Origin of the sequence: Bradyrhizobium japonicum USDA 6 (assembly GCF_000284375.1) — a bacterium.
In the GTDB taxonomy this organism is placed as follows: Bacteria; Pseudomonadota; Alphaproteobacteria; order Rhizobiales; family Xanthobacteraceae; genus Bradyrhizobium; species Bradyrhizobium japonicum.
In genome coordinates, this window is sequence record NC_017249.1 from 6,360,091 (window position 1) to 6,385,375 (window position 25,285).

The window sequence follows — 25,285 nt, forward strand, 5'->3', positions numbered from 1 at the left end:
CCTCACCAGTTCCTGAATTTCGATGGCGGCGCGTAGAGCCCGCCCGACCAGCGCACGAGATCCTTGATCGAGCGCGCCGCCAGCATGTTACGATCCGCATCGAGCGGATTGATGCCGATATCTTCCGGCCGCCGGATCACCCCGCGCTCGCGCAGCTGCGCGACCATGCTGCGATCCCGCCCGCGACCGACGTCGGTGTATCCGGCGACGCCGCGGATCGCCTGCTCGCGCTCTTGCGCCGTACGGCATAACAGGAGGTTCGCCACCCCCTCCTCGGTGACGATGTGCGTGACGTCGTCGCCGTAGATCATCACGGGGGCGAGCTCGAGGTTCAGCTTCTCCGCGAGCTCGATCGCATCGAGCTTCTCTACGAACAACGGGACGTTCTTGTCGCCGAAGGTCTCGCCAATCTGCACCACCAGCTTGCGGCCCCGGCGCAACGGCGCCGGGCTGTCCGGATCGGCCTCCGCGCCGGCCTTCAGCCAGGGCTCGCTCGGATGCCTGCGCCCGCGCGCATCCGCGCCCATGTTCGGCGCGCCGCCGAACCCGGCGATGCGCGAGGTGGTGACGGTCGAGGAATTTCCCTGGAGATCGATCTGCAGCGTGGAGCCGATGAACATGTCGCAGGCGTAGAGCCCGGCGGTCTGGCAAAAGGCGCGGTTGGAGCGCAGCGAGCCGTCGGGGCCGGTGAAATAGACGTCGGATCGGGCCCGGATGTACTCGTCCATCCCGACCTCCGAGCCGAACGAGTGGATCTGCCGGACCCAACCGGACTCGATCGCGGGAATGAGCGCGGGATGCGGATTCAAGGCGAAGTGGGTTGCGATCCTGCCCTTCAGGCCCAGCCTCTCGCCGAACGTCGGCAGCAGGAGCTCGATCGCGGCCGTGCTGAAGCCGATCCCGTGATTGATCCGCTGCACGCCATAGGGCGCGTAGATGCCCTTGATTGCGAGCATCGCGGTCAGGATCTGCCCCTCGGTGATCGCCGCCGGATCGCGCGTGAACAGTGGCTCGACGAAAAACGGCTTGTCGGACTTGACGACGAAATGGACGCGGTCCGCCGGGATATCGACCCGCGGAACCGTCTCGACGATCTCGTTCACCTGGGCGATCACGACGCCGTCCTTGAACGCCGTTGCCTCCACCACGGTGGGCGTGTCCTCGGTGTTCGGACCGGTGTAGAGATTGCCGTCACGGTCGGCGCTGACGGCGGCGATCAGGGCGACGTGCGGGGTGAGATCGATGAAGTAGCGCGCGAACAGTTCGAGATAGGTGTGAACCGCGCCCAGCTCGATCTTGCCACCGAACAGCATGCGCGCGATGCGCGCCGATTGCGGCCCGGAATAGGCATAGTCCAGCCGCTTCGCGACCCCCCGGTCGAACAGGTCCAGATGTTCGGGGAGAACGACACCCGACTGCACCATGTGCAGATCGTTCACCCTGGACAGATCGACCGCCAGCAGCGCGCGGCTCAGGAGATCCGCCTGCTTCTGGTTGTCGCCTTCGAGGCAAACCCGGTCACCCGGCCGGATCACGGCCTCCAGCAGACGCGTTGCGTCGGACGCTTCCACGACCTTGCCGTGGGCAAGTCCGGCACCGGCCGCAATGCGCGCATCGCGCGCGGCGCGGTTATTCTGCCAGCTTGTCATGACCCTGGCCCCTTTGCGGCGTTGGCTCCTCTCCAGAGCGATCCCGGATTGGCACGGTCAGGATGAAGCGCGAGCATCGCCTCGTAGAGCTCGCGCGGAGATATCGTCGCCTGGTCGAGGCGGTTGAAATCGAGCAGATATTGCCGGGTGTCCGCGATGCTGCGCGGATCGTCATCGTTCTCCGGCTTCTTGTGTCCGGCCACCACGAAGCGCGGCTTCAACGCTTCGAGCCGATCGAGCGCGGCGATCCATTCCAGCCGGCTCTGCGTGTCGGTTTCGGCGAGATAAGGATGAATGCCGTTGTATACGGTGTCGCCGGCGACGATCAGATCGAGAGACGGGACATGAAGGGCGGTGGAGCGCGCCGTGTCGGTTCGTCCCATGTCGATGACGACGAGCTCGTGTCCCTCGAGCGTCAGCTCGCCTTCAAGAGGCTCTGCAGCGACCAGGCGCTGAGCGATCTCGCCCGGAAAGCGCTTGCGCCAGAAACCGTCGAGCGATGCGGGCGAAAGCTGCGTCTTCATCTCGTCGACAACCTCGGGAACGGCAACGGCCTTTGCCTGCGGAAAGCAATCGAGCAGCGGCGCGAGGCCGAAGAAATGATCACCGTGGCCGTGCGTGACGTAGATCGTGGTCAGATTTCGCTCCCGCGACACGACCCAATCCCGCAACGTCTTCGACTGCCCGGCGGTGAGGAACGTGTCGACGAGGATGGCATCCCGCTCGCCGTAGATCAGCGTCGACGAATTCGCGACCCACATCAGGTCCGGATTGCCGGAGGGCAAATCGCGGCTCAGTCCGGCCCGCTTCACCGTCGTCACGTCCCAGTCCAGGATCGTGCTGGTCGTCTCGATCATGCTCATGGAATTCTCCGGAGGGGCAGTCGGGCCGGCGGGAGTGCTGTCTCTCCCGCCGTCCTTCCTTCTGCCGGCCGTGCGTCAGGACCGGCAAAACGCGTCAACGGGTGGCCTGTTGATCGATGCTGCGCGCGGCACGGGTGATGACCGCTGCCACTTCCTTCGGATGCGACTCGTAGACCGAGTGGCTCGCACCCGGGATCACGGTGGTCTGGGTCTTGGCGCGTTCGTAATACCAGCGCTCGAGATCCGGATTGATGATCTGGTCGTTGCCGGCGACGATGCCCCAGCTCGGCTTGGTCTTCCACGCGGCCGCCGTCAGCGGCGTGCTGAACACCTGGGTCGCCGCCAGCACCTGGGAGCGTGCGGCAAACTCGGCCCGCTCGCGGGGCAGATCGGGCGCGAACAGCTTGGGGAACTCCACGGGATTGAGATAGGTGAACTTGTCGGGCGTGACCTTGATGGCGCCTTCGGTCTTTGCAAGCACGCTCGGCGTCTTCTTGCCCAGCTCCGCTTCGTCCTCGCCGACGTCGGGCGCATGCGCGGCAACGTAGACCAGACCAACCACGTTGGGATGGACGCCGGCCTCGGTAATGATCGAACCGCCGTAGCTGTGGCCGACGAGAAGCGTCGGGCCATCCTGGAGATCGAGAATCCGTTTCGCCGCCGTAACGTCATTGGCAAACGACGTCTCGGGCTCCTGCACCATGGTGACGCGGAATCCTTCCTTGACCAGGATCTCGTAGACCGGCTTCCAGCCTGACGCATCGACCCAGGCGCCGTGCACCAGGACAATGTTCTTCGGGGGTTCGGCGCGCGCAGGGGCGACGGTCGCGAACAGGGAGAGAGCGGCGGCGAAGGCGAGGCCAGCGTTGAGGTGTTTCATGTCGGGATCACTCCGGGTTGGAATGGTGCAACAGTAGTGTCGACGCTTGGGCGCGTATTTCGGCAAACAACGGCCGTTGCCACTTCGCACGTTGGGACATGCCGATCGCGACGACGGCTGCTCGTGCATCCTCGGGACACCTCCTAGCTAAGGCGCGCAACTTCAAAACGCAGCTTATATGTCAGGCGTACAGACCTCTCATGACTGTGAACGGCCGGCGTTCATACGCGAAAGACGAACGATCCGCTTTGTCATTCAAGAGGTCGCATCTGATGCTGCTTGAACTCCATGCAAGGGATCGGACACATGACATCCACGGCGAATCTCCAGATCGCGTTTCTCATCCTGTTGTGCGCAGCTTCGCCCGCGCGTGCAGGCACTTGTGCGGACGACATCACGAAAACCCAGATCCAGCTGGATCAGGCCATCGAAAAAGACGCGGGCGCCCACGGCTGGCAGCGGGAAAGCCTCAGCGCGCTGCGCAGTTATCAACCGACGCCTCGCTCGATTGCAGAGGCCGAAGGTAGCCGCGGAGCGGTTTTCACGGATGCGCTGGACTCGCTTGATCGCGCGCGTACCGCCGATCAAAACGGCGACACAGGCGCATGCAGCCGGGAACTCGCGCATGTGCGGGCCATTCTGAAATAGCGAAATCGAACCGAAGCGAAAGCCGGCCAACGGCGCTGTCATCGGGCGAGGTAACTCGGCGACGCGGCCGAACGAAGACGAATGCCCGCTCACGATGCGTCGAATGCCCTTGCCGTCGTGCTGCCGGGTAGCGGGACGTGCGTTCTGGAAATACCCCGCCGTTCCGCATCTCTCTAGTGCTCGACAGCATTCAACCGGAGCATTTTCCATGCGAGAGCAGCACTCATCGAACGACGTCGGCTCGGGGAGATCCTGCTCGCGCCGGTTCAACCTGATACAGCCCGCCGTGGCACTCACGGCGGGCATGCTTTGGCTCGTCCCGGCTGCGACGTCCGCTCAAACGACCATGCCAGGAATGCAGCCTTCCACCGGCATGCTGGCGACGTCGCCGCTCAATCCGCAATCCACGCGGCCCGTCGGCGTTCCACTGGGATCGACCGAGATCGCAACGCCCGGCATTTCGCCGCTTAATCCGGCGCAAAGCACGGCGGGTTGCGCCGGATCCGGCAATACCGCCTCGCCCGGAGCGTTGTTCGACGGCGGCGGACTGTCCGGAGGCTCATCCGTCACCTGCAACAGCAGCATCACGGCGGCGTCTCCCCTGCCTTCGGCATCGACGGTCGGACGCGTCGGGATACCGCTCGGAGCCACCGAGCTCGGCGGCGCCGGAATCAGTCCGTCCGTCCCGGTGCAAGGCCCTGCCGCAACGGACAGCACGCCTTCGATCGGCGGCTCAAGCAATCCCTGACAGCCAGGACGGGCTCATGAAACGAAATCTCGCCATCGCGCTTGTCGCTCTCGCCGCGATCCTCGTCGGAGCCGGCCTCTGGTACTTCGCCGCGGACCGGAAGCCCGTCGTCGCCGCCGCGCCAGTGCCCGCGGCCATACCGGTGGTCACCGCCGCGGTCACCGGCAAAGACGTTCCGATCTATCTGCGCGGCATCGGCACCGTGATCGCCTACAACACCGATGTCGTGCGCAGCCAGATCCAGGGACAGATCGTCAAGATCGCCTTCACCGAGGGACAGACCGTCAAGGCCGGCGATCTGCTCGCCCAGATCGACCCGCGTCCCTACGAGGCCCAGATCGAGCAGCTGACGGCCAATCGCGACCGAGATCAGGCCCAGCTCGCCAATGCCGAAGCCAATCTCTCCCGCTACAATCAACTCGGCGCCAAAGGCTATGCGACCCCGCAGCTGATCGAGACGCAGACCGCGCAGGTGGCGCAACTCAAGGCCGCCGTGAAAGCGGACCAGGCGCAGATCGACGAGGCCAACGTCCAGCTCAGCTATACGCGCCTGACATCGGCCATTCCCGGCATCACCGGCGTTCGCCAGATCGACGTCGGCAACGTGATTCATCCGACCGACGCGAACGGTCTCGTCGTCGTCACCCAGATCGAGCCGATCTCGCTGCTGTTCACCCTTCCTCAGACGGATCTACCCGTGATCCAGGAACACGCTGCAAAGGGACAGTTGAAAGTCATCGCCTACAGCCAGGACAACAAGGTGAAGCTCGACGAAGGCACGCTTCTGCTGGTCAACAACGAGATCGCGGGCACGACGGGCACCGTCCAGCTCAAGGCGACTTTTCCAAACCACGAGCACCGGCTGTGGCCGGGACAGCTGGTGAACGCGCGCCTGCTGCTGGAGACGCGGAAGGACGCGCTGACGGTTGCGGGCTCGGCGGTGCAGCAGGGGCAGAAGGGCAGCTATGTCTATGTCGTGGGCTCCGATCTGACCGCGTCCTTGCGTCCCGTTCACGTCGCGCAGATCAGTGATGGTCAGGCCCTGATCACCCAAGGGCTGAAATCGGGCGACGTCGTCGTAGTCGACGGCCAGTATCGCCTGACGGAAGGAAGCCGCGTGCGGGAGCTGCACGGCAAGGCCGCGCGCGAAGCCGACCTGCAAAGCTCGGTGCAGGACGCGCTCCCATGAACCTCTCCGCGCCCTTCATCCTGCGGCCGATTGCAACCGCCCTGCTGATGGCGGGCCTGCTGTTGTGCGGCCTCGCGGCCTATCCCTTGCTTCCGGTGGGAGCCCTGCCGAACGTCAACTTCCCGACAATCCAGATCTCGGCGCAATTGCCGGGCGCCGACCCGGAAACGATCGCCTCCTCGGTCGCAACCCCGCTGGAGCAGCAGCTCAGCCAGATCCCCGGCGTCACCCAGCTCACCTCGTCCAGCGCGCTCGGCGTGGCGCAGCTCACCGTGCAGTTCGAGCTGTCGCGCACGGTGGACAGCGCAGCCGTCGACGTGCTGGCCGCGATCAATGCCGCGAGCCCGTTTCTGCCGCAGAACATCCCCTACCCGCCGACGATCCGCAAGGTAAACCCGGCGGAAACGCCGATCATGCTGATCGCGCTGACGTCGGAATCGCTGCCGCTGACCACGGTCGACGCCTACGCGGAAAACATCCTGCTGCCGAAGATCTCGCAGATTTCCGGCGTCGGCCTCGTCGGAATCGGCGGCCAGCAGAAGCCCGCGATCCGAATCCGCGTCAATCCGCAAGCGATCGCCGCCCGCGGCATCGGCCTCGAAGACGTGCGCAGCGTGATTGCCGGCGCCAATGTCGATCTGCCCAAGGGCACGCTCAACAGCCCGCGCGTCACCTACACGCTGAACACCAACGACCAGCTCCTGAAACCCGAAGCCTATGAGAGCCTCATCATCGCCTATCGCAATGGCTCGCCGGTGCGGCTCCGCGACATCGGCACGGCGATCGAAGGGCCCGAGAACGATCTCCTGGCCGGCTGGTACAACAAGGATCCTGCCATCATTCTGGCGGTGCAACGCGTCCCCGGCGCCAACGTGATCGAAACGGTCGATCGCATCAAGAAACTGCTGCCGACGCTCCAGGCCTCGGTTCCGCCCGCAATCAAGGTGACGATCGCGGCCGACCGCACCGCCACCATCCGCGCCGCCGTCTCTGACGTCCAGTTCACGCTGATGCTGACGGTTGCGCTGGTGGTGATGGTCATCTTCCTGTTCCTGCGGAATTTCTGGGCCACCGTCATCCCGGCCATCACGGTTCCGCTGGCGTTGATCGGTACGTTCGCGGTCCTCTACGTGCTCGGCTATAGCCTGGACAATCTCTCGCTGATGGCATTGTCGATCGCGGTCGGCTTCGTTGTCGACGATGCCGTGGTGGTCATCGAGAACATCGTGCGTCATCTCGAGCAGGGGATGACGCCGATGGAGGCGGCGCTGAAGGGCTCCAGCGAGATCGGCTTCACCATCGTTTCCATCACGCTGTCGCTGATCGCGGTGTTCATCCCGCTGTTCCTAATGGGCGGCTATGTCGGGAAGCTATTCCAGGAATTCGCCATCACGATCACGGCCTCGCTGCTGCTGTCACTCATCATCTCGCTCACGCTCACCCCGATGATGTGCGCGCGTCTCTTGAGAGATGACTCGCGCAAGAAGCACGGCCGGCTCTATCTGATGTTCGAGCGCGGCTTCGACGGGCTGCTGGCGCTCTATGCGCGAGGCTTGCGAGTCGTTCTGCGCCACCAATTCGCGACGCTCCTCGTGATGCTCTCGACCATCGCGCTGACCGGCTACCTCTATGTGATCATCCCGAAGGGCTTCTTCCCGCAACAGGACACCGGACAGATCGTCGGCATCACCGAGGCTGCCCAGGACATCTCCTTCCCAGCCATGTCCGAACGCCAGAGGTCGATCGTCGACATCCTGCTGAAGGATCCGGCGATCCAGTCGGTCGCGAGCTATATCGGTCCGGGCGGACCGACGGCGACGCTCAACCAGGGTCGCATCTTCATCGTCCTGAAGCCGCAGCCGGAACGCAAGGCCAGCGCGGACCAGATCATCAACCGGCTCCGGCCCCGGTTGGCCCACATCCAGGGCATCACGCTCTACATGCAGGCGGCGCAGGACATCACGATCGGCGCACGGCTGTCGAAGACGGAGTATCAGTACACGCTGACGGACGCGGATTCCAACGAGCTCGCCCACTGGTCCGCGGTCTTCCTGGAAAAGCTCCGCGCACTCGACGTCATCACCGACGTCGCCAGCGACCAGGCCAATGCCGGCCCGGAGCTCAATGTCACTGTCAATCGCGAAGTCGCCTCCAGCTTCGGCATCCTGCCCACGACGATCGACAACGCCCTCGACGACGCCTTCGGCCAGCGCATCGTTTCCACGATATTCACCTCGCTGAACCAGTACCACGTAGTCATGGAGGTCGATCCGCGCTTCCAGTACGGACCCGAGGCTCTCAAGGACATCTACCTGAACTCGGCCACCGGCCAGCAGGTGCCCCTGAGCACGCTGGTTCACAGCGTCATCGAGCCCGCGCCCATCCTGATCAATCACCAGGGCCTGTTCCCCTCGGTGACGCTGTCGTTCAACCTGCGCCCCGGTATGGCGCTCGGCGATGCCGTGACGGCGATCCAGAAGATCGAGAAGGACACCGGCAAGCCCGCATCGCTCGCGACCTCGTTCCAGGGCAATGCCCAGGCCTTCCAATCCTCCCTGTCCGGCACACCGCTGCTGATCGGGGTGGCGCTGATCGTGATCTACATCATTCTCGGCGTGCTCTATGAGAGCCTGATCCACCCGATCACGATCCTGTCGACGCTGCCTTCCGCCGGCATCGGCGCGCTGCTGCTGCTGCTGGCGGTCCACATGGATCTCAGCGTCATCGCCATCATCGGCATCATCCTGCTGATCGGCATCGTCAAGAAGAACGGCATCATGCTGGTCGACTTCGCCCTCGAGGTGGAGCGCAAGCACGGGCTCAGCCCCGAGGAGGCGATCTACCAGGCCTGCACGCTCCGCTTCCGTCCGATTCTGATGACGACCATGGCCGCACTGCTTGGCGGCGTGCCGCTGATGCTCGGCAACGGCACCGGCGCCGAACTGCGCCAGCCGCTCGGCTACACGATCGTCGGCGGTTTGATGGTCTCGCAGATCCTGACGCTCTACACCACGCCCGTGGTCTATCTCTATCTCGACCGGCTCGGCAATTGGCTCGCGGGGCGCAAGCCGCGGGCGACCGAGACACCCACCCCCTCCACGACCGAAGCAGATACGGGATTGGGGCATGAGCCCACTTGACAAGGTGACCGTCGGCTTGATGGCGGAAAAGCTGGTGACCATTACGCCCGAGATGACGGTCGGCCACGTGGTTCCGGGAATGCCTGAAGTCTACGGGACGCCAATGATGATCCTGCACATGGAGATGGCGGCGGGATCGGCGATCCAGCCGTCCCTGCCGGCCGGCTATGTCAGCGTCGGGATGATGGTCGACGTCCGTCATCTGGCGGCGACGCCGGTCGGCCGCACCGTGCGCGCGGTCGCACGGGTCGTCGCCGTCGAAGCCAGGAGCGTCCTGTTCGAAGTCGAGGCCTGGGACTGCGGCCGCAAGATCGGCGACGGGACCCATCGGCGCGGCGTTGTCGATGTCGCCGAGTTCGAAAGGCGATTCGGGGTGACGAGGCCCGCGTTGGCTTAGGGTCGCGGAATCCTTCCCGCGGCAACATCCCGGATCTGCGCAGGCTCGCATGGCGACGCCGTGCGTTTTGACAAAGGGTCCGCGAAAAAGCAAAAGACCGGTTTTCCACGGTGCGGTACATCGCTTGCATCCAGCGTCCGGACATCCGGGCTCGGGAATTGGTCTCATGCCCGGCGAGTATCACTTGGACCTCTTCAATCTGCTGGCGCGGCTCCGATCTGCCCATAGAGGCCGGGTATCTGCGACAGCCCGCCGCACTGGAACGATCTGTCGGGCATCGTCGGCCGATCGTCCGCGGCACGCTTCATGACGGTCGAGAGTCCGAGGCCGGCTGCAACGTCCCAACGCCTGGATGACCCTCGCCGGGTGCAGCCCAGGCGACGGTGGCTTCGCCTGTTGCCGATCCGAACCGAACACCGCAAGGATCGCGCCATCGCTCATGCCGCCCTTTGGATCCTGGGAAGCGCTGCGCTGAGCCTGCTCTCATTCGTCTGCTTCCTGCTCGGATTCAACTTCACAACCACCGCTTTCATCCTCCTGGTCGCCATCGTCCTGTTGTCGCTGCTCGGCAGCTTCGCGTCGGCGGCGATCTTTTCCGCGGTCGCGGTTGGCTCGCTGGTCTTCCTGTTCGTCGATCCTGCATTTGCAGCGGATAACCTTCAGGACACCGTCGCCCTGGTCGCCTTTCTCGTCACGTCGCTTGTGATCGCGAACCTGGTCAGTCGACTGCGCGTCGAGGACGCATTACGGCGAAGTCAGGCCGCCTATCTCGCCGAGGCCCAGAAGCTCAGCCACACAGGCAGCTTCGGCTGGAATGTCGCGAGCGGGGAGCTGTTCTGGTCGGACGAGACGTTCAGGATCTTCGACGTCGATCCGGCGTCGCCTCCATCGCTCGGCCTTGTCCTGAAGCGCACGCATCCCGATGATCTCAATGCCGTTCGCGAAGCGATCGATCACGCCGTGAAGGACAGGAACGACTTTTCCCAGGAATACCGACTAGTCCTGAGCGATGGCTCGATCAGGCACATTCGCGTGGTCGCCCGCGGAATGACAGACGGCCAGGGGCAATTTGAGTACGTCGGCGCGGTCATGGACATTACCGCCCAGAAAAAGGCCAACACCGAGCTGGAGCGGAGCGAGCTGCGCTACCGCCACCTGTTCGGCCGCATGCCGATCGCCCTCCGTCAGCTCGACGCCAGCAGACTGGTGGTGCTGTTCCGAAAGCTGCGAGCCGAGGGCATCAAGGACCTCGGCAGCTATTTCGACAACCATCCCGACTTTCTCCGGACCTGCATGGACGCGCTCTCATTTCAGGAAGCCAACGAACGGGCCATCCAGATGTTCGGAGGAGGCGTCGACGGCTATGTCGGGCGTTCCATGTCCGACACCTGGAAGGCACGCCCGGATACGTTTCGGCGGGCCATGGAGTCCCGCTTTCGCGGTGAAACGAATTTCGAGGAAGAGACCAAGATGGTGACGTGGGACGGCCGCGTCGTCGACGTTCTCTTCACCACGGCCCGCGTCGGTCCAATCAATGATCTCGAAATAAGCCTGGTCGCCACGATCGACATCTCGCAACGCGTCCGCGCCCAGGAGAGGCTTCGGCAGGTGCAGGCGGAGTTCGCGCATGCGGCGCGCGTCTCGATGCTCGGCGAGCTCACCGCCTCCATCGCGCACGAGGTCAACCAGCCTTTGGCCGCCATCGCGACCAACGCCGCTGCCGGTCTGCGCTGGCTGAACAGGCCGATCCCCGACATGACCGAGGTCCGCAGTACAATCGAAAATATGGCCACGGATACGAGGCGGGCCGCGGACATCGTGGCACGTGTTCACGGGATGGCTTCGCGCAAAGCGCCGGAGCGCGCTGTTCTGTCGCTTGACGATGTCATTCGCGAGGCGCTTCTGTTCCTGCGCCACGAGATGGAATCCCGCGGCGTAACGATCCTGCACCGTCCCGATACGGAAGCAGCACTCGTGCTCGGCGACCGCACCCAGCTCCAGCAGGTGATCGTCAATCTGGCCATCAACGCCGTGCAGGCGATGATGCAGGCGGGACGCGACCATGGCAGGATCGTCATCACCACCGCCGTGCAGGACGCGACGACGCTGTGCTGCTCCGTGGAGGACAACGGTCCCGGCATCTCCGCCGAACATGCCGGCCGGCTGTTCGAAAGCTTTTTCACGACCAAGGAGTCCGGCATGGGTATGGGGCTGCCGATCTGCAGGTCCATCGTTGAAGCGCATGGCGGCCGCATCGACGCCGAAGGACTTAGCGCTGAAGGACTTGGCGCTGAAGGTCTTGGCGCCGGCGCCCGGTTCTGGTTTACGCTGCCAATCGCGACGCCGGCGTCATCGCCGCCATCCGGTCGGGACGCCGACGCCTGACACCGCCGGCTCTATTGCGCCGGGGCAGTCGAGCGCACCAGGCGGATCGGGATGCCCTTGAATGACGGCGTGAAGCTGAGGGGATCGCGGGCATAGAGCGGCACCAGCGGATTTGTCTCCGGATAGTACGCGGCACAGCAGCCGGTCGGAAACGAATACGCCACCACGCGGAAGTCGCGCACGATCCGCTCGGCGCCATCGGTCGACTCCGTGATCAGGTCGACGCGATCGCCGTCCGCGAGCCCGCGCTTCTTCAGTTCATATTCGTTGAGGAAGACCACGTCGCGCTGGCCGAAGACGCCGCGATAGCGGTCCGACAGCGAGTAGAGCGTCGTGTTGTACTGGTCGTGGCTGCGTATCGTGCTGAGCCACAGGAAATCCGGATCGGCCTGTGGCGGGTCCTCGCCACATCCCTCAAACACCAGGAAATTGGCCTTGCCGGACGGCGTTGCCCAGATCCGCTCCCGCGCGGTCGAGGTCAGATGGAAGCCGCCGGGAATGCGGATACGGGCATTGTAGCCCTCGAAGATAGGGAAGACGGCCTCGATCGCATCCCGGATGCGATCGTAGTCGCCCACAAAGCCATCCCAATCGACCACCGTGCGCTCGCCAAGCGTCGCCTTGGCGAGGCCTGCGATGATCGCGACCTCGCTGAGAAGATGCTCGGATGCCGGCTTGTTGCGACCGCCGGAGGCGTGGACCATCGACATCGAATCCTCGACCGTGATCGACTGCGGCCCCGTTTCCTGAATGTCGATCTCGGTGCGCCCGAGGCACGGCAGGATCAGGGCGGCGCGGCCATGGATCAGATGGCTGCGGTTGAGCTTCGTGGAGACGTGGACGGTCAGATCGAGCTTGCGCAGCGCGGCCTGCGTCGCCTGCCAGTCGGGTATGGCCGCGGCAAAGTTGCCGCCCATCGCGAAAAAGACCTTCACTTCGCCGCGGATCATTGCCTCCAATGCCGTCACGACGTTGTGTCCCGGCGCGCTCGGCGGCTTGAAGCCGAAGCGGTGCTCGAGGCGCTCGAGGAAATCCGCCTTTGGGATCTCCGTGATCCCCACGGTTCGGTCGCCCTGCACGTTGGAATGACCGCGAACCGGACAAACGCCGGCGCCGTCGCGTCCCACGTTGCCGCGCAAGAGCGCAAGATTGGCGATCTGCTGCACGTTGTGCGCGCCACGCTGGTGCTGGGTAATGCCCATGCCGTAGACAAGGATGGCGCGCTCCGCCTTCATATAGGCGCCGGCGGCATATTCCAGGTCCTCGCGGGTCAGGCCGGACTGGCGTTCGATATCGGGCCATTGCGTTCGCTTGAGATCGTCGATCAGCGCTTCGATGCCGGCGGTGTGCCCGCGAATGAAATCCCAATCCAGGATCTCCGGCTGCTTGGTCGCACGGGCGGCCTCGTCCGTGTCGACGAGGATCTTCATGATCCCCTTGAGGACGGCGACGTCGCCACCGACACGCACCTGGAAAAGCTTCGAGCTGATCGTCGTCGACGACAGCGTGATCATCTCAACCGGGCTCTGCGGCGCCTGGAAGCGCTCCAGCGCCCGCTCGCGGAACGGATTGAACGAGATGATCGAGGCCCCCCGGCGGGCCGCGTTGCGCAGGCTGGTCATCATCCGCGGGCTGTTGGTGCCCGGATTCTGGCCGAAGATGAAGATGCAATCGGCCTTGTCGAAATCCTCCAGCAGCACGGTGCCCTTGCCGACGCCGAGCGATTCCGGCAGGCCGACGCTGGTCGCCTCGTGGCACATGTTCGAGCAGTCGGGAAAGTTGTTGGTGCCGTACTCGCGCACAAACAGCTGATAGAGGAAGGCGGCTTCGTTCGAGGTTCGCCCGGACGTATAGAACTCCGCCATGTTCGGATCCGGCAGCGCATTCAGCTCGCGGCCGATCATGGCGAACGCATCGCCCCACTGCACCGGGAGGTAGCGGTCGGATGCGGCATCATAGGCCATCGGATGGGCGAGCCGACCGACCATTTCGAGATCGTAATCGTTCCAGCTTGCGAGCTCCGTGACGGTGTGCTCGGCAAAGAATTCGGGCGTGCAGCGCTTCGATGTCGTCTCCCAGGCGATCGCCTTGCCGCCGTTCTCGCAGAATTCGAATGACGAGGTGTGCTTCGGATCGGGCCAGGCGCAGCCGGGGCAATCAAAGCCCTCCGGCTGATTCATCCTGCTGAGCGTCGCTGCGCCCTTCAGCGGCGCCTGCTGCACCAGAAGCGCCTCGCTGAGCGCCTTGAGCGCGCCCCAGCCACCGGCGGGTTCACGGTAGGGACGAACCGATTTCGTGGTCATCTCGATATCTCGCGATATGGCAATTCTCCGGGCCAGTTAAGGATCGTGCGGGCAGAGCCGTCTTTTCAAAACGAAGCCGAATTTCGCAATTGCACATGTTCGGAGCCGGCCGCAGCAGCCAGTGCATTCCGGCAAAAACAGCGCGTTCACGGAAGCTGAAATGGCGACCGGAAACTAGGTTTGCCAGTTGGAGCCCCGTCGCCACGGAGGGCTTTCGACATTTTCAGGAGCGACCCAAAATGTTCTCAAGACGTGATTTGCTGGCCATGTCCGCGGCAGGCGCCGCCATTGTCGGCTCCAGCGCGCAAGCCGCAACTTTCGGCAATCCGGACGAGCCGCCGCAAGGCGCCGTGAACGCCAAGAGCCCCGGAAGCCTGTCCGATCCCGGTCCTCAAGATCCGGACCTTGCCAAGCACTTCCCCTCAGCCCAAAGCCCGCCCCCGACGGACGTCGGCGGCCTGCCGACGGATTGGGCCTCGTTCAACAATGCGCCGAGGCGCATCCAGAATGGCGGCTGGGCCCGTCAGGTCACGGTCAAGGATTTCGCCATCTCGGAGGAGATCTCCGGCGTCAATATGCGGCTGGCCGCCGGCGGCATCCGCGAGCTGCATTGGCACCAGGCGGCCGAATGGGCGATCGTGACCTACGGCTCCTGCCGCGTCACCGTGCTCGACACGCAGGGGCGCCCCTATGTCGGCGACCTCAAAGCCGGCGACCTCTGGTATTTTCCGTCGGGCGCGCCGCATTCGCTGCAGGGCCTGGGCCCCGATGGTTGCGAGTTCGTGATCTGTTTCGACGACGGCCATGCCGATGAATTCAACACGCTCCTGGTGACCGACTGGTTCGCCCACACGCCGCCCGAGGTGCTGGCGAAGAACTTCGGCGTTCCGGCCGACGCGTTCGCCAAGATCCCGCTGCATAACCGCTGGATCTTCCAGGGGAAGGTGCCCGGCGATCTCGCCGCCGATCGCGCAGCCGTCGCAAAGCACGCCGAAGCGCCGCCCTACCCCTTCGTCCACTCGCTCGGCGGCTCGGCCCCGGTGAAGGAGAGCTCCGCCGGCAGCATCCGCGTCGCCGACAGCACCACCTTCAAGGTTGCCACCACCGTCGCTGCGGCGCTGGTGTCGATGCCGCCGGGGGCTGTCAGGGAGATGCACTGGCATCCGAATGCCGACGAGTGGCAGTACTATATCAAGGGCAAGGCGCGGATGACGGTGTTCGACACCGGCCCCAATGCGCTGACGACGGACTTCGCGGCAGGCGACATCGGCTATGTCCGGCGCAATCTCGGCCACTATGTCGAGAACGTCGGCGACACCGAATTGCAGTTCGTCGGCGTGTTTCGCGCGCCCCGCTACGAGGAGGTGTCGCTCTCCTACTGGCTAACGCACACGCCACCCGAGCTGGTCGCCCAGCATTTCAACATCGACGAGAAGTTGATCGCGCAATGGCCGGACAACGCCCCCGGCGTCATGCCTAAATCCTGAACCAGGCCCGCAGGAATTCTGAACGAGAAAGGCGCCGAAATCGGCGCCTTTCTTTTTATCCGTGACAGCTCACGGCAACTTCGAGCGCGCGGCCGTCAGTAGTGATCGGCAGCAGGGGCCGCCTTGCCGCGGAACACGCGATAGCCGATCGCCACATAGAGCAGCATCAGCGGGAATACGAACAGGCCGGCCCCCCAGAACATGAATGCGAGACTTGCATGAGGCGCCGCGGCCTCGTCGATCGTGACGACGAACGGAATCATGTAGGGCCAGAACGACAAGGCCAGCGTGGCGAAAGCCGCGACGAAGATCAGGGCGACCATATGGAACGGCCAATAGTCGTCATGGCGCAGGATGCTCTTGGCCAGCATCGCGGCCGCACCGGCACCGATCACGGGAAACACGAAAAGGTAGGGCCGGTCGGTCCAGCGCTGCAGAATCGGAAGATGTTCGACAAGCGCATACGCAAAGACGATGACCAGGAAGACCAGGACGCCGATCGCCAACGGCGGGATCTGGCGCCGTGCGGCATCCCGAACGGGACCGTCGCACTTCCTCACCAGCCAGCAGGCGCCAAGCAGCGAATAACCGAAGCAGAGCCCGATCCCGCACAGGGCGGAAAAGGCGGTCAGCCAGCCGAGCGTTCCGCCGGTATAATCGCCGTTGGAGAACTGGAGTCCTTCGACCAGAGCGCCGACCATCGCGCCCTGCATGAAGCTGGCGGCAAACGAGCCCGCGACGAAGCTGACGTCCCAGACCCAGCGCGAACTGAGCGCCTTGCCGCGAAACTCGAACGCCACGCCGCGCAGGATCAATCCGAGCAGCATCACGACAACAGGGATATAGAACGCCGACATCACCATGGCGTAGACCACGGGAAACGAGCCCCACATGATCACGCCCGTGACGATCAGCCAGGTTTCATTGCCGTCCCAGACCGGAGCGACCGTGCTCAGCATGGCATCCCGTTGCGACTCGCCGCTGGCCGCGCCGAACAGCATACCGATGCCAAGATCGAACCCGTCGAGGAGGAGATAGATCAGGATGCTGATGGCAAGAAGGGCAACCCAGTACATCACCATGGCTATTCTCCCGCCCCGAGATAGCTGCGTGCGGCCGGGGCCTGATCGGCGAGCGACATCGGCCGATTGGGCACGGGAACGTGGAGCGGCTTGCCACCGAGTCCCGGCGGGCCGGCACGCAGCAGCCGATAGATGTAGTACGTCCCGAACGAGAAGATGAAGGCGTAGACCGCGACGAACAGGATCAAGGAAGTCATCGCAGCCGACGCAGTCAGGAACGGCGTCACGGCGTCCGCAGTCCGCAACACGCCATAGACCGTCCATGGCTGGCGCCCCACTTCCGCGGTGTACCAGCCGGTGAGGATCGCGACCCACGGCAGCGGGAAGCTGAGGAAGATGCCCCACAGCAGCAGGCGGTTCCGATCGAGCCGATGCTTGAAGCCGAGCCAGGTCCCGAGCCAGGCCAGCCCCAGCATCACCAAGCCGCAGCCGACCATGATGCGGAAGGCAAAGAACGGGATCAGCACCGGCGGCCGGTCCTGCGGCGCGAAACTGGTGAGGCCGACCTCCTTCGACGTCAGGCTCAAACTGCCGATGATGCTCCCGAGCACAGGAATCGATATCGCGTATTTGTTCGATTCGGTGCTCGAATCCGGGATCGCGATCAGCACCTCGGAGGCCGGTTGCTCGTCATGCCAGCGCGCCTCGATCGCGGCGAACTTGGCTGGCTGGTAGTCGTGGACATAGTCGCCGACGAGATGCCCGATGAAGAGCTGGACCGGCAGCAGCACCGCTGCAAGCGCAAGGCCCATCCGCAGCATGACATGGGCTTCGGGACGATAGGTCCGCCGCAGCAGATACCACGCGCCGGTTGCCGCCACGCAGAACGCGCCGGTCAGGTAGGACGCGAGCAGCATATGTGGAAACCGGACCCAGACCACGCGATTGAAGATGATCTGCGTCCAGTCATCAGGCACGAACTGGTCGTTCTGCAGGACGTAGCCGGTCGGCACCTGCATCCAGCTGTTGTTGACCATGATCCAGAACGCCGAAAGCGTCGTCCCGAGCGCGACCATCGCCGTCGAGAACAGGTAGAACCACGGCGGCACCCGGGGCCGGCCGAAGATGAGGATGCCGAAAAAGCCCGCCTCCAGCATGAAGGCGGTGAACGTCTCGTAGGAGAGCAGCGGGCCCTGGATCGGACCCGACATCTTCGAGAGCACGCTCCAGTTCGTTCCGAACTGAAACGCCATCACCACGCCCGACACGACACCCATGCCGAACGCCACGCCGAAGATCTTCAGCCAGAACTCGAATAAGGTCCGGTAGACGGGCTTGCCACTGTACTGGTGCATCGCTTCGAGCACGGTGAGCCAGGCGGCAAGCCCGATCGTGAACGCCGGGAAGATGATGTGGAACGAGATGGTGAAAGCGAATTGCAGCCGCGACAGAAGGAGCGCCATCGGGTCCATGGACATTCTCCCGTTGGTTCACGCCCGCTTCGCGGCGGCCTGAGCGCGTGCGGCCGGCGGCGGAATGTTGTCGACCTTGAGGACAGCAGCGGTCGCTGCACGAATCTGGCGACAGAAATCCGCATCGTCGATCAGCGACACGCCATAGGACGGGATGATCTGCTTCAGCTTGAGCAGCCAGGCGCTTGCCGTCAGCTCGCCGGCGAAGCACTTCTCCAGCACGCTGATGGCGATGAACGCCGCCGTAGAGGCGCCCGGCGAGGCGCCGAGCAGGGCCACCAGCGAATGGTCGTCCGCGCCGACGAGCTCGGTCCCGAACTCGAGCAACCCGCCACGCGTGACATCGGGCTTGATGATCTGGACGCGTTGGCCCGCGACCTGCAGCCTCCAGTCCTTCGGGTCGGCCTTCGGGAAATATTCGTCGAGCGCGGCCAGCCGGTGTCCCTCGGATTGCAGCACCTGCCCGACCAGGTATTCGGTGAGGTCGAAATTGTCGCGCGCCACCGAAAGCAGCGGCTCGACGTTGGCGGGACGAATCGATTCGAAGAGATCCAGCAGCGAGCCGTGCTTGAGGAATTTGCTCGAGAAGCCGGCATAGGGACCGAACAACAACGAGTGCTGGCCGCCGATCACCCGCGTATCGAGATGCGGCACCGACATCGGCGGCGAGCCGACCGCGGCCTTGCCGTAGACCTTGGCATGGTGACGCTTGTTGATCTCGGGATCATCGCAGCGCAGCCAGATCCCGCTGACCGGGAAGCCGCCATAGCCGCGCCCCTCCGGGATGCCGGATTTCTCCAGCAGCGGCAGCGCACCGCCGCCGGCACCGATGAAGACGAATTTTGCGCGGACCGACCGCGTTTCGCCGCTCGCGGTGTCCCGCACTTCGACGCGCCACCGGCCGCCCTGCTCCCGGTCAAGACCGGTGACGCAGCTGTTGTAGTGGACCGCGCAGCCCGGCTGGCTGACCAGATGCTTGACCAGCAGATGCGTCAACGAGCCGTAGTCGACGTCGGTGCCGGTGACGATCCGCGTTGCGGCAACCGGCTCGTCGCCTCCTCGTCCGTCCATCACCAGCGGCGCCCATTCGGCAATCTTGCTGGGATCCTCGGTATGCTCCATGCCCTCATAGCAATGATGGGCCGACATCGCCTTGAACCGCTTCCGGAGAAATTCGACGTTCTCCGCGCCGTGCACGAAGCTCATGTGCGGCACCGGATGGATGAACGCTCGCGGATCCGCGATCGCTCCGCGCCCGATCAGGTAGGACCAGAACTGCCGGGACAGATCGAACTCCACGTTGACCTGGAGCGCCTTGGAGATGTCGATGCTGCCGTCGGGCCGCTGCGGCGTGTAGTTCATCTCGCAGTTCGCCGCGTGGCCGGTGCCGGCATTGTTCCAGGAGTCGGAGCTTTCCTGCGCGCAATCCCCGAGAATCTCATGCATCTGGATCGACAGAGAGGGCTCGAGCTCCTTGAGAAAGACGCCGAGGGTCGCGCTCATGATGCCGGCGCCAATGAGGACGACATCGGTTTCGCGGTCGGAAGCTGCTGACATGGCTTTTTCCTTGGTCGGGTGTTGCTGCTTTGGATGGTTCGATCAGGCCCGGGCCGATTGCCGCGTCTTGGCGCGGAACGGTACGTCCGCTCCCGGCCGCAGGATCACGTAGGCACGGCGCCAGGACGAATCGTCGGTCAATTTCCAGCTATGCCCCGAACCGGCGGTGTCTTCGGCCAGCAGGACGTTGCCGGGGTGGAGCAGGAAGTGGTGGCCGTCACGCGTCTGGAAATCGAGCGTTCCGCTCAGCGTGATCACCAGCTGCCGGATCGGCGCGGTGTGCCAAGCGAACGCACCGCCCGATTCCGTTTCCTGAAAGGAGACGCTGACGGCATCGATCTTTCCGGTCAGGAAGTCGCCGCGCTGCCCCGGCTCCAGCTCGAGGACGCCTTCCTCGAAATGCGAGTTGTTGTCCTCTCCGGTCCATAGACGCACACAGCGGATCATCGGATCTCTCCTTGCATAGTGGATGCGTCGCCTGTCTGACGCACCGGATCATTGTCGACGCCCCTCTTCAGCCGGCGCTCGCGCCGATCGAGAGCGGCACCTTGATCTCGGCCACATAGGGCTTGACCATCTTGGCGGGATCCACGATGCGGTCGAACTCCGGCTCGGTCACGAAACCGAGCTTGAGCGCCGCCGACTTCAGCGTGAGATCGTTGTCCATCGCATAGTGCGCGATCCGCGACGCCCTGTCGTAGCCGATCACGGGCGCCAGCGCCGTCACGAGCATCAGCGATCTCTCGACATACTCCTTGATCTTCTTGTGGTTCGGCTCGGTGCCCTCGACGAGGAAGGTGCGGAAGTTGGTGCAACCATCGGTCAGGATGGTGATGGACTGCGCGAGGTTGTGGATGATCAGCGGCTTGTAGACGTTCATTTCCAGATAGCCGCCAGCTCCGCCGAACCCGACGGCGACGTCGTTCGCCATCACCTGCACGGCGATCATCGTCAGCGCTTCGGCCTGCGTCGGGTTGACCTTGCCCGGCATGATCGACGAACCCGGCTCGTTCTCGGGAATCAGCAATTCGGCGAAGCCCGCGCGCGGGCCGCAGGACATCAGACGGATGTCGTTCGCGATCTTGTAGAGCGACCCCGCGAGCGTGCGGAGCGTGCCGGATAGCTGCACCAGCGCATCATGCGCACCCTGGACGGCAAACTTGTTCGGTGCGCTGACGAAGGGCAGCCCAGTCAGCCGCGCGATTTCCGCGGCGACGGCCTCGGCGAAGCCCGGCGCGGCATTGATGCCGGTGCCGACGGCCGTGCCGCCCAGGGCGAGCCGGACGACGCCCTTGAGCGCGTCGTCGATGCGCGCCAGATCGTCGGCGAGCATTCCGGCGTAGCCTGACCATTCCTGCCCGAGCGTCAGGGGCGTCGCGTCCTGCATGTGGGTTCGGCCGATCTTGACGACGTCGTCCCACTGGCTCGATTTTGCCGCGATTGCGTCGTGCAACGCCTCGACCGCGGGAACGAGCCGCTGGGTTACGTTCATCGCGGCTGCGATGTACATGGCCGAGGGAAAGCTGTCGTTTGACGATTGCGACATATTGACGTGATCGTTCGGGTGAACCGGGTGCTTGCTCCCGAGCGGCGTGCCCGCGAGCTGGCAGCATCGGTTCGAAATCACCTCGTTCACGTTCATGTTGAACTGCGTTCCACTGCCGGTCATCCAGACGTGAAGCGGAAACATCTCCTGATGCTGGCCGGAGAGGATCTCGTCGCAGACATGCGCAATCAGCTTGTGGAGCTTGCCGTCGAGACGGCCTCCGGCGCAATTGGCGTTCGCGGCTGCTTTTTTCAGGATCGCGTAGGACTGGATCATTTCGCGCGGCATCAGGTCCTTGCCGATGCTGAAATGCTCGAGCGAACGTTGCGTCTGCGCCCCCCAGAGCTTGTCCGCGGCAACGTCCACTTCACCCAGGCTGTCCGTCTCTTTGCGAAGGTGGCTCATCCGTGCCTCTTGGCAGTTGACGTCGAAACGCCATCTTGGCGCTGTGGGAAAGTGTAGGCACCGCATGACGGGCACGCTTCCTTGAATGAACGTCCTTTTGCCGAATGGCATGGTGCGCGCTCCGCACCGTCAACGAGCGAAATCACGGGACCTGGATCGACGGTTCAGTTTCGCAGCTGTGGCCGGCAGAGCCAAAGAACGCACACCGACGATGCGATCGGCAAGACAAGGCTCCAGGCGTTCAGCCATTTCGTCACGCAGGCCCCGATGGCGGCCCCCGACAGGAACATCAGGCAGACCAGAAGCATGATCACGGTGCCGCGCGCCGCATCGCGATCGGACGCAACTGATTGATCGAGGGCACGGAGCATGTTGCCGGTGACGGTGACGGTGAGATATGTCCAGCGCTCGACCTGCCTGAAGCTGGCCGATTGCAGCGCTGCGCCGAAGGAGATTCCGAGGATCGTGATCATGTCCGGAATCCGATGAAACAACAGCAACACTGCGACCAGGCAGACGATCTCTCCGGCGAGGCAGAGCAGCGGCGACTTGAGGCGGATTGCCAGCGATGCGCCGAGCAGAAAGGCGGCAAGCGGAAGAAGATGATGGGTTGCCTGCCGCCATTGCCCGGACATGGCGTCGATGCCGAGGAAAATGACATTGCCGGTTTGCGAGCTTGCGAACACGCCGCCGAGCGAGAGCCATGTAAAGGCGTCGAGAAAGCCGCCCGTCATGCTCAGAAGAGACGCCACGAGAACCGATCGCTCCGGAGCATGGACGACGCGCGCCGCCTCGGCGACCGGTTCCGGAGATACGGCTTGCATCGCCATGTGCGCCCGCCCGCGAGATCAGCCGCCGGCGTGCGTTGCGGCCTCGTCCGGCAGCAGAACGCGACGCGGGTGCGTGAATACGCCGTATCCGTCATCGCGCGCGATCGCCAGCAGCGTGATCCCCGCTTCATCCGCGGCCTTGATCGCGAGTGCGGTGGGTGCGGATACGGCCACGATGACCGGTGCGCCGAGCATCGCCGCTTTCTGCACCATCTCGACCGAAACGCGGCTCGTCAGCAGCACGGCGCCATCGCACGCCGATCTCCCCTCGCGTACGATCGCGCCGGCGAGCTTGTCGAGCGCATTGTGCCGGCCGACGTCCTCTCTGACCAGGCCGATGCCGGCCCGCGGATGCCAGAAGGCCGCCGCGTGGACGGCCCGCGTTTGCTGATTCAGAATTTGGCGCGGAGAAAGGGCCTGCATGGCGCCCAGCAGGTCGCGCGCGTGAAAAACGATGCCCCGGCCCTTCACCCGCGCCGGCGCACGGCGAGCCTGTTCGAGGCTCTCGATGCCGCATAGCCCGCAGCCAACGGGGCCGCTGATGGTTCGGCGCCGTGCGGCCAAGGATGCCGCGCGGTCGCCATCGAGCCACATCCGAACCTCGACGCCGAGATCGTTGGGGATCAGCTCGATGCTGCTGATCTCGCTCACGCGTTCGACGATGGCCTCGGTGAGGCTGAAGCCGATGCCGAAATCCTCCAGATCTCCCGGCGTGCCCATCATCACCGCCTGGGTCGAGCCGTTATAGGTGAGCGCGATCGCGGTCTCCTCGGCAACCAGCCGCGAGGTCGACTTGGTCTGACCGCCGCGCCAGGCAATCTCCCAATGCCGGGTGAATGTCGAGCCTTTCGCCATGACTCATACCGTCGCCGGCTGGGACGAATGGCGCGACGCGCGGGTCTTGAGCGCGATCCCGAATGCGATGAATCCCCAACCCTGGAAGATTAGGTCGACGACCAGCATCACACCAAGCAGCCACAAACCGATGGCGGGCCAAGCCGCAACCAGCATGACACCGACGCAGAAGGTCAGGACGCCCGCAGCCACGATCCAACGCCAGCCCGCGGCCGGCCGGATATGGAACCCGGCCCAGATCCTTATCACCCCGGCTACGACCAGGAAGGCGCACACTGCGAGAGACAGCGTGAACGAAGCCAGGATCGGATCGTAGAGTATGATGGCCCCGGCGGCCGCATAGACGATCCCGGCCAGCAGCCAAAGCAGGAACCCCCGCAAGCCGCGCACTGAAAACGCGTGCACGATCTGGAAAATGCCGGCGACCGCCATGGTGGCGCCGATCACCAGTACGGACGCGAGGGTCGCCGCCATCAGATTGGCAGATGCAACACCGCCGAGGATCAGTTCGCCGACACCCAGCGCAACGAACCAGCCCCATTTTCCGGTGATGGCGTGAATGGCCCATCCGAGCGAGGCCTTCGAGTTCGACATGTCCGTCATGGCTTGACCCTTGTTCGCACAACCGATCCGCAGATCATGAATAGGGCAAGCGTATCGAGATCTGTCCCAAGTCATCTTTCGAGGACGCAGCGATATTATTTGATCCGCACGATACGGATCGTTGCGCGAGATTCGCGACTAGCGCGGGATGGTCACGACGGTTCTGAACCCGTCGGGGCCGCCGCGGACGTCGACGGTCCCGTGCAGACGCGCCGCAAGCGTCTCGACGATGGAGCGGTTCTCTTCCCGGTACCGACTTTCGTCAGACGAGCCGTTGTCCGTGATGCTGCACGCAACCGACGTCGCCGTGAGCCACACTTCGAGACGAACGGCGCCTGCTCCGCAGTGGGACACGTGGCGCACCGCACCGGTGATCAGTTCGAAGACGATTATCCCCAGCAGCCAGCAGCGCTCAGAGCTCATCTGCAGCGGATGCAGCAGCAGCGAGAGCGCAATACCCTTGTCTTCGAGGCTCGAGCGGCTGATCGAGCGGCACAATTGCTTAAGATAGGCCGCCAGATCGACGGTGGTGGTGAACTGCGGCATTTGCAGCGCATGGTGAAGTTGCGCGTGACCTTCCAGCCGATCCTGCACGGAAGCGAGGGTCGCCCTCGCTTCGATGCCGTCGCAACGATCAGCCGCCTGCGCCACCAGATCAATGGCCGAGGCGAGCTCGTCGTCGATCCGATGCGCGAGCTCACGCAGCAGCAGGCGCTCCGCCTTGACGCCGCCATCCGGCAGGAGTTCCGAGAGGCTGCTCATCCTTCACCCGCCTCCCGGCCCAATGGCGTGCTTTGCACTTACGAGTTCTGGCCGCTTCGGCCGGTCTCGTAGAGGAACCAGATGCGGCGTTCCGTTTCGTCGATCCAGTTTTCCAGGACGCTCGCGGTGGCGACATCGCCGTATTCGTCGCAGAGCTCGTGGACCCGGCGCATTTCCCGCGTCAGCTGCTGGTTGTCGCTGCGCAGCTCGGCGAGCATATCCTGCGGGTCGACATAGTCGGCATCATTGTCGAGAATGCGCTGCTCGCGCGAGATATGGCCGATCGAGCGTAGCGTCGTGCCGCCGATCTTGCGTGCGCGTTCGGCGATGTCGTCAGTCATGGCGAAGATCTGGTCGGCCTGCTCGTCAAGCATAAGGTGGTAGTCGCGAAAGTGGCTGCCCGACACGTGCCAGTGGAAGTTCTTGGTCTTCAGGTAGAGCGCAAAGACGTCGGCAAGCAGCGCTCTCAGCGCGGCTGGAACGTCCCGGTTCGCATTCGCTCCGAGATCCGTCGGGCTTTGGAGGTCTGCTTTGGTCATGGTCG

Annotated in this window: 21 protein-coding genes; 6 read left to right on the forward strand and 15 right to left on the reverse strand. The window is 64.1% G+C overall.

Annotation, left to right across the window (positions count from 1 at the left end):
* Positions 1-2: 2 nt before the first annotated feature.
* The 3 genes from mdcA to BJ6T_RS30180 all read right to left on the reverse strand — a co-directional run bounded on the left by mdcA (position 3) and on the right by BJ6T_RS30180 (position 3,392).
* Entirely contained in the window at positions 3-1,649 is a 1,647-nt protein-coding gene (gene mdcA / locus BJ6T_RS30170; RefSeq protein WP_014496338.1) for a malonate decarboxylase subunit alpha, read from the reverse strand.
* Positions 1,646-2,512, reverse strand: a complete 867-nt coding sequence (locus BJ6T_RS30175) for an MBL fold metallo-hydrolase (RefSeq protein ID WP_014496339.1) — start codon at positions 2,510-2,512, stop codon at positions 1,646-1,648. The genes mdcA and BJ6T_RS30175 overlap by 4 nt, the downstream gene beginning before the upstream one ends.
* 94 nt (positions 2,513-2,606) lie before the next feature.
* A complete protein-coding gene (locus BJ6T_RS30180) occupies positions 2,607-3,392 on the reverse strand; it encodes an alpha/beta hydrolase (protein WP_028169639.1) in 786 nt (261 codons plus the stop codon).
* A gap of 306 nt (positions 3,393-3,698) precedes the next feature.
* On the opposite strand from BJ6T_RS30180, the gene BJ6T_RS30185 reads away from it, so the two are divergent.
* Complete coding sequence (locus tag BJ6T_RS30185) at positions 3,699-4,040, forward strand: hypothetical protein (protein WP_014496341.1); 342 nt, start codon at positions 3,699-3,701, stop codon at positions 4,038-4,040.
* Positions 4,041-4,376: 336 nt separating this feature from the next.
* On the opposite strand, the gene BJ6T_RS30190 is transcribed toward BJ6T_RS30185, so the two are convergent.
* Positions 4,377-4,628 carry a hypothetical protein gene (locus BJ6T_RS30190; protein ID WP_161170716.1) on the reverse strand — a complete coding sequence of 84 codons (252 nt, stop codon included), beginning with the start codon at positions 4,626-4,628 and terminating at the stop codon, positions 4,377-4,379.
* Between the two features lie 176 nt (positions 4,629-4,804).
* Between BJ6T_RS30190 and BJ6T_RS30195 the strand changes: the two genes are divergently transcribed.
* From BJ6T_RS30195 to BJ6T_RS30210, 4 genes are all read left to right on the forward strand, one after another.
* Positions 4,805-5,977, forward strand: a complete 1,173-nt coding sequence (locus tag BJ6T_RS30195) for an efflux RND transporter periplasmic adaptor subunit (protein ID WP_014496343.1) — start codon at positions 4,805-4,807, stop codon at positions 5,975-5,977.
* Positions 5,974-9,117, forward strand: a complete 3,144-nt coding sequence (locus BJ6T_RS30200) for an efflux RND transporter permease subunit (protein WP_014496344.1) — start codon at positions 5,974-5,976, stop codon at positions 9,115-9,117. The genes BJ6T_RS30195 and BJ6T_RS30200 overlap by 4 nt, the downstream gene beginning before the upstream one ends.
* The gene (locus BJ6T_RS30205) at positions 9,104-9,514 is read left to right on the forward strand and encodes a thioesterase family protein (protein ID WP_014496345.1); all 411 of its coding nucleotides are present in this window, start codon (positions 9,104-9,106) and stop codon (positions 9,512-9,514) included. Before BJ6T_RS30200 ends, BJ6T_RS30205 begins: the two co-directional genes overlap by 14 nt.
* 396 nt (positions 9,515-9,910) lie before the next feature.
* Entirely contained in the window at positions 9,911-11,899 is a 1,989-nt protein-coding gene (locus tag BJ6T_RS30210) for an ATP-binding protein (protein ID WP_014496346.1), read from the forward strand.
* An 11-nt stretch (positions 11,900-11,910) separates the two neighbouring features.
* On the opposite strand, the gene BJ6T_RS30215 is transcribed toward BJ6T_RS30210, so the two are convergent.
* Positions 11,911-14,202 carry an FdhF/YdeP family oxidoreductase gene (locus tag BJ6T_RS30215; RefSeq protein ID WP_014496347.1) on the reverse strand — a complete coding sequence of 764 codons (2,292 nt, stop codon included), beginning with the start codon at positions 14,200-14,202 and terminating at the stop codon, positions 11,911-11,913.
* Positions 14,203-14,441: 239 nt separating this feature from the next.
* Here BJ6T_RS30215 and BJ6T_RS30220 point away from each other — a divergent pair, with 239 nt between their 5' ends.
* Complete coding sequence (locus BJ6T_RS30220) at positions 14,442-15,689, forward strand: oxalate decarboxylase family bicupin (protein WP_014496348.1); 1,248 nt, start codon at positions 14,442-14,444, stop codon at positions 15,687-15,689.
* Positions 15,690-15,784: 95 nt separating this feature from the next.
* Here BJ6T_RS30220 and cydB read toward each other — a convergent pair whose 3' ends face one another.
* From cydB to BJ6T_RS30270, 10 genes are all read right to left on the reverse strand, one after another.
* A complete protein-coding gene (cydB, locus tag BJ6T_RS30225; RefSeq protein ID WP_014496349.1) occupies positions 15,785-16,771 on the reverse strand; it encodes a cytochrome d ubiquinol oxidase subunit II in 987 nt (328 codons plus the stop codon).
* A gap of 2 nt (positions 16,772-16,773) precedes the next feature.
* Positions 16,774-18,183: a cytochrome ubiquinol oxidase subunit I gene (locus tag BJ6T_RS30230; RefSeq protein ID WP_014496350.1), complete on the reverse strand. Its 1,410-nt coding sequence runs from the start codon at positions 18,181-18,183 to the stop codon at positions 16,774-16,776.
* A gap of 18 nt (positions 18,184-18,201) precedes the next feature.
* Complete coding sequence (mqo, locus tag BJ6T_RS30235; RefSeq protein WP_014496351.1) at positions 18,202-19,740, reverse strand: malate dehydrogenase (quinone); 1,539 nt, start codon at positions 19,738-19,740, stop codon at positions 18,202-18,204.
* 42 nt (positions 19,741-19,782) lie between these two features.
* The gene (locus BJ6T_RS30240) at positions 19,783-20,187 is read right to left on the reverse strand and encodes a cupin domain-containing protein (RefSeq protein ID WP_014496352.1); all 405 of its coding nucleotides are present in this window, start codon (positions 20,185-20,187) and stop codon (positions 19,783-19,785) included.
* Between the two features lie 67 nt (positions 20,188-20,254).
* The gene (gene fumC / locus BJ6T_RS30245) at positions 20,255-21,691 is read right to left on the reverse strand and encodes a class II fumarate hydratase (protein WP_014496353.1); all 1,437 of its coding nucleotides are present in this window, start codon (positions 21,689-21,691) and stop codon (positions 20,255-20,257) included.
* 164 nt (positions 21,692-21,855) lie between these two features.
* The gene (locus BJ6T_RS30250; RefSeq protein WP_014496354.1) at positions 21,856-22,521 is read right to left on the reverse strand and encodes a YoaK family protein; all 666 of its coding nucleotides are present in this window, start codon (positions 22,519-22,521) and stop codon (positions 21,856-21,858) included.
* An 18-nt stretch (positions 22,522-22,539) separates the two neighbouring features.
* A complete protein-coding gene (fdhD, locus tag BJ6T_RS30255) occupies positions 22,540-23,376 on the reverse strand; it encodes a formate dehydrogenase accessory sulfurtransferase FdhD (RefSeq protein ID WP_014496355.1) in 837 nt (278 codons plus the stop codon).
* A gap of 3 nt (positions 23,377-23,379) precedes the next feature.
* Entirely contained in the window at positions 23,380-23,979 is a 600-nt protein-coding gene (locus tag BJ6T_RS30260; protein WP_014496356.1) for an HdeD family acid-resistance protein, read from the reverse strand.
* A gap of 138 nt (positions 23,980-24,117) precedes the next feature.
* The gene (locus BJ6T_RS30265; protein WP_014496357.1) at positions 24,118-24,741 is read right to left on the reverse strand and encodes a histidine kinase dimerization/phosphoacceptor domain -containing protein; all 624 of its coding nucleotides are present in this window, start codon (positions 24,739-24,741) and stop codon (positions 24,118-24,120) included.
* Between the two features lie 38 nt (positions 24,742-24,779).
* Complete coding sequence (locus tag BJ6T_RS30270; RefSeq protein WP_014496358.1) at positions 24,780-25,280, reverse strand: Dps family protein; 501 nt, start codon at positions 25,278-25,280, stop codon at positions 24,780-24,782.
* Positions 25,281-25,285 lie beyond the last annotated feature (5 nt).